Source organism: Aquiflexum sp. (genome assembly GCF_041751335.1).
Taxonomy (GTDB): domain Bacteria; phylum Bacteroidota; class Bacteroidia; order Cytophagales; family Cyclobacteriaceae; genus Aquiflexum.
In genome coordinates, this window is the sequence record NZ_JBGSXS010000171.1 from 1 (window position 1) to 4469 (window position 4469).

The window sequence follows — 4469 nt, forward strand, 5'->3', positions numbered from 1 at the left end:
CCCCCACCCCCACCTTTATTAACCAATTTCTCCGTTCCCCGAGCTTGCCGAGGGGCAAATCAGAATTCTGTCAATGGTAGGCACGAGGTATCTCTAGAGGTTCTATATTATGTTTATATTTTTACATTTACTGATCCTCGAGAGACCCTTTCTACGTCAGGGTGACGGCTCCTGAGTTTAAGTCTTGGGTAGACTCTGGACAAGCTTTGGCTCTTGGCTCTAATCTCTCGCCTCTAACCTCTTGCCTCTCTTCAAAACTGATAATCCGCATACACTTCACCTACCTCTTCCAAAAGAGCAGCAACTTCCATATAACTTTCAGCAGTAACCATCTGTGTTCGGAATGGTTTGAAATTGGGCATACCTCTAAAATAGTTGGTGTAGTGCCTTCTCATTTCCAAAATCCCCTGCTTCTCCCCTTTCCATTGGACCGAGAAATCAAGGTGCTTTTTGGTAACCCTGATCCTTTCCACTAGATCGGGACCGGGAAGGTTTTCGTCGGTTTCAAAATAATGTTTGATTTCATTAAAAATCCACGGATATCCAATGGAAGCCCTTCCAATCATCATCCCATCCACATTGTATTTTTCTCGGTATTCCTTTGCTCTTTCAGGGGTATCAATGTCACCGTTTCCAAAAACAGGGATATGCAGACGAGGGTTATCTTTCACCAAATTCAGATAAGACCAATCTGCTTCACCCTTATACATCTGCTGACGGGTACGGGCATGGATGCTGATGGCCTGAATGCCCACATCCTGCAATCGTTCTGCAACTTCCACAATCCTGATAGTATCTTGGGACCAACCTAATCTTGTCTTTACAGTTACTGGAATATTTACACTTTTGACAATTTCAGCAGTCATTCTCACCATTTTGTCAATATCCAACAAAATCCCTGCACCCGCACCTTTACAGGCGACTTTGTTTACAGGGCAGCCATAGTTTATATCGAGCATATCCGGACCTGCTTCCTCGACAATGCTAGCAGCTTCCCTCATGGACTCTATTTCATTTCCAAAAATCTGAATGCCTATAGGTCTTTCATATTCGAAAATATCCAGTTTCTGAACACTCTTGACGGCATCTCTGATCAGTCCCTCAGAACTTATAAATTCAGTGTACATCAGGTCTGCACCGTTTTCTTTGCAGACTGCCCTGAACGGTGGATCGCTGACATCTTCCATCGGTGCCAATAGCAATGGGAATTCCCCTAATTCCAAGTTTCCAATCTTTACCACTTTGTAATTATAATTTTCGTGTAAATTTACCGCAATTATGCAGATTTATAAAACCCAATCCCCCATTGCTTCCAAAAGTAATTGGCTTTTGTCTTTTGTAGTAATGGTCTTGATTACCATTGGCGTGCTATTCCTATTACAAGGCCTTGGTCTTTTACTGATCAATCCTCTTTTTGGCATTCCGTTAGATGAACTGTTGGCATTGGTAACCGGCCAATCAGAAAACCCTGATGGAAGAATGGCTTTTCTTTTTGTACAAGGTCTGGGTGGCGGTTTGGGTTTCTTTGTTGCAGCCTTGATCATTGCCAAATTGGTGGACAAAGCAGACCTTGGTTGGCAACAACAAATAGATCGGTTTAAGTTCACAGGCTTTGCAATAATGGTTGTGGTAATGATCGGAGGGATACTTTTCAATGGCATGTTGATTGAATGGAATGCAGGAATCAAGTTTCCCGGCTTTTTGAGCGACCTTGAAAATACCATGCGGGAAAAAGAAGACGAGCTGATGCTGATGACAAAATACCTGACTGATTTCGACAGCACATCAGAGTTTTTGATGGGTTTATTGGTCATTGGTATTCTTGCAGGATTGGGAGAGGAATTTCTTTTCAGAGGGGTACTTCAGCCCAAACTCCAATATTACACCGGAAATGCCCATGTGGGAATCTGGTTGGCAGCATTTATATTTTCAGCCATACATTTGCAGTTTTATGGTTTGTTTCCAAGGATGTTGCTGGGAGCGATATTCGGCTATCTTTATTATTATTCGGGCAGTTTACTTTATCCCATTAGTGCACATATCCTGAACAATGCCTTTACCGTAATATTGGTTTATTTGAATAAATTAGGAAAAATTGAATTCAACATTGAAGAGTCAGAGCAAGTTTCTTTACCTTTTGCGCTGTTAGGATTAGTGCTATTGATCATTAGCATGCAAGTTTTTAAAGAAAAAAATAAAAAAATTCTTATTCATGAGTAATTGGCAAAAAGTATTTTCAGACGGTTCTCCTGTAAGAGCTGAGATCGTGAAATCGGTATTGGAAGAAAATGAAATTGCTGCAGTGGTTTTGAATAAAAAAGAATCCGTCTATCAGATTCATGGCCAATATGAAGTAATGGTACCAAAAAATGAATTTTTAAAAGCGCTAAACATCGTGAAATATGAGATCTCCTTTTAGGATGAGGGAACGCTTCAATATTAATAATTACAGCAACTTGGGACAGAGGGTTATTACCGGTCTCGTAGGTGCAGGAGTTATTGTGGGAGGTTCATATTATAGTCCTTGGCTGTATTTTATCATTTTTGCTCTCATTTTAGGTTTTGCTCAAATGGAATTTTATAAACTTTCGGGTTTAGATGGGATGCTGCCATTAAAAAGCTTTGGCACTTTTCTCGGAGTAACGATATTTGCGCTTTCCTTTTTTATCGGCATGGAACGATTGGAAGAAAAGTACTACTTTATGATTTTCCCTTTGGCTTCCCTGATATTTTTCATCAAACTGTACAGAAAATCAGATAGAAAACCGTTTACGGGAATTGCATTTACCTTTTTGGGAATATTCTATGTTGCAGTTCCGTTTTCATTGTTAAATGTAGCAGCTTTCTCGGTCGACGGATCTTTTCACTACGAGATTATCATTGGTTCGCTTTTAATACTTTGGGCGAGTGATTCAGGCGCATATTTTGCGGGAACCAAATTCGGTAAAACAAAGCTTTTTGAAAGGGTTTCACCAAAAAAATCATGGGAAGGTTTTTTGGGAGGAGCCGCTTCTGCCTATTTAGTTGCCTATTTTCTGGGTAAATACTTCAATTCCATTCCCGAGTGGCAATGGTTAGGAGTGGCCACAATCATTATCATTGCCGGCACCTATGGAGACCTGATTGAGTCCCTTTTCAAGAGAAGTATAGAGATCAAGGATTCGGGCAAATCACTTCCGGGTCATGGAGGCTTTATGGACCGTTTTGACGGTTTGCTATTATCGGCCCCATTTATAGCTGCCTTTTTGAAAATCTTCTAAAAATACCCCTTGGTTATTATAAAAACTCCTTAATATTGTACCAAATTTCATAGTCAACTAAACAAACCCAATATGGCTTACATTGAACCGGCCCCAATCAAGGACAAAGAAAATCCTTTGGAGTCCATGATGGAAAGATTTCACATTGCAGCAGAAAAACTAGGCCTCTCAGATGAGGTTTACAATGTGCTGAAAAATCCCGCCAAACAAGTTATCGTATCATTGCCAATCACCATGGACAGTGGCAAAATTCAGGTGTTTGAGGGTATCCGGGTAATCCACTCCAATATCCTTGGACCTGCCAAAGGAGGCATCCGATTTGCTCCTGATGTCCATCTTGATGAGGTAAGGGCATTGGCTGCTTGGATGACATGGAAATGTGCAGTAGTGGATATCCCTTATGGTGGAGGTAAGGGCGGTGTAAGATGTAATCCAAGAGAAATGTCTTCCGGTGAAATTGAAAGATTGATGAGGGCATATACATTGGCCATGATTGATGTATTTGGACCTGACAAAGATATTCCTGCTCCCGACATGGGAACTGGACCTAGGGAAATGGCATGGTTGATGGATGAATACTCCAAAGCACATGGCATGACAGTAAATGCTGTAGTAACCGGAAAACCATTGGTATTGGGCGGTTCATTGGGTAGAACAGAAGCAACAGGACGTGGGGTAATGGTCACTGCGCTAGCTGCCATGCAAAAACTGAAAATCAATCCTTTTCAGGCAACATGTGCCGTACAGGGATTTGGAAACGTAGGATCTTGGGCTGCACAATTGTTGGAGGAAAGAGGTTTGAAAATTGTAGCTATATCTGATATATCTGGTGCATACCACAATGAAAATGGCATCAATATACATGAAGCAATCGCCTATAGGGACATTAATAAAGGGACATTGGAGGGCTTTAAAGGAGCGGAAAAATTGACTGATCCTGCTGAGTTGTTGGAGTTGGAAGTAGATGTACTGGTGCCTGCAGCTGTGGAAGATGTGATCACCATCAAGAATGTAGATAAAATCAAAGCCAAATTGATAGTGGAAGGTGCCAATGGTCCTACTTCTGCTAAAGCAGATGCCATTATCAATGAAAAAAGAATTATGGCTGTACCCGATATCCTGGCGAATGCAGGTGGTGTGACTGTCTCTTATTTCGAATGGGTTCAAAATAGACTCGGTTACAAGTGGACTGCAGAAAGGGTCAACAGA

The 4469-nt window shown here is 41.3% G+C and carries 5 protein-coding genes; 4 read left to right on the forward strand and 1 reads right to left on the reverse strand.

The features are described 5' to 3' along the window. Positions 1 to 251: 251 nt before the first annotated feature. Positions 252 to 1241: a tRNA dihydrouridine synthase DusB gene (gene dusB, locus ACEW8U_RS09630; protein WP_373521829.1), complete on the reverse strand. Its 990-nt coding sequence runs from the start codon at positions 1239 to 1241 to the stop codon at positions 252 to 254. A 37-nt stretch (positions 1242 to 1278) separates the two neighbouring features. On the opposite strand from dusB, the gene ACEW8U_RS09635 reads away from it, so the two are divergent. From ACEW8U_RS09635 to ACEW8U_RS09650, 4 genes are all read left to right on the forward strand, one after another. Continuing rightward, positions 1279 to 2220 (forward strand): lysostaphin resistance A-like protein, encoded by a 942-nt coding sequence (locus ACEW8U_RS09635; RefSeq protein ID WP_373521830.1) that lies wholly within the window; start codon positions 1279 to 1281, stop codon positions 2218 to 2220. Next, entirely contained in the window at positions 2213 to 2419 is a 207-nt protein-coding gene (locus ACEW8U_RS09640) for a putative signal transducing protein (RefSeq protein WP_194975688.1), read from the forward strand. The genes ACEW8U_RS09635 and ACEW8U_RS09640 overlap by 8 nt, the downstream gene beginning before the upstream one ends. Beyond that, positions 2403 to 3260 (forward strand): phosphatidate cytidylyltransferase, encoded by an 858-nt coding sequence (locus tag ACEW8U_RS09645; RefSeq protein WP_373521831.1) that lies wholly within the window; start codon positions 2403 to 2405, stop codon positions 3258 to 3260. The genes ACEW8U_RS09640 and ACEW8U_RS09645 overlap by 17 nt, the downstream gene beginning before the upstream one ends. Positions 3261 to 3332: 72 nt before the next feature. Next, positions 3333 to 4469 (forward strand): Glu/Leu/Phe/Val dehydrogenase (locus tag ACEW8U_RS09650; RefSeq protein ID WP_373521832.1); only part of this gene is annotated, 1137 nt, incomplete at its 3' end.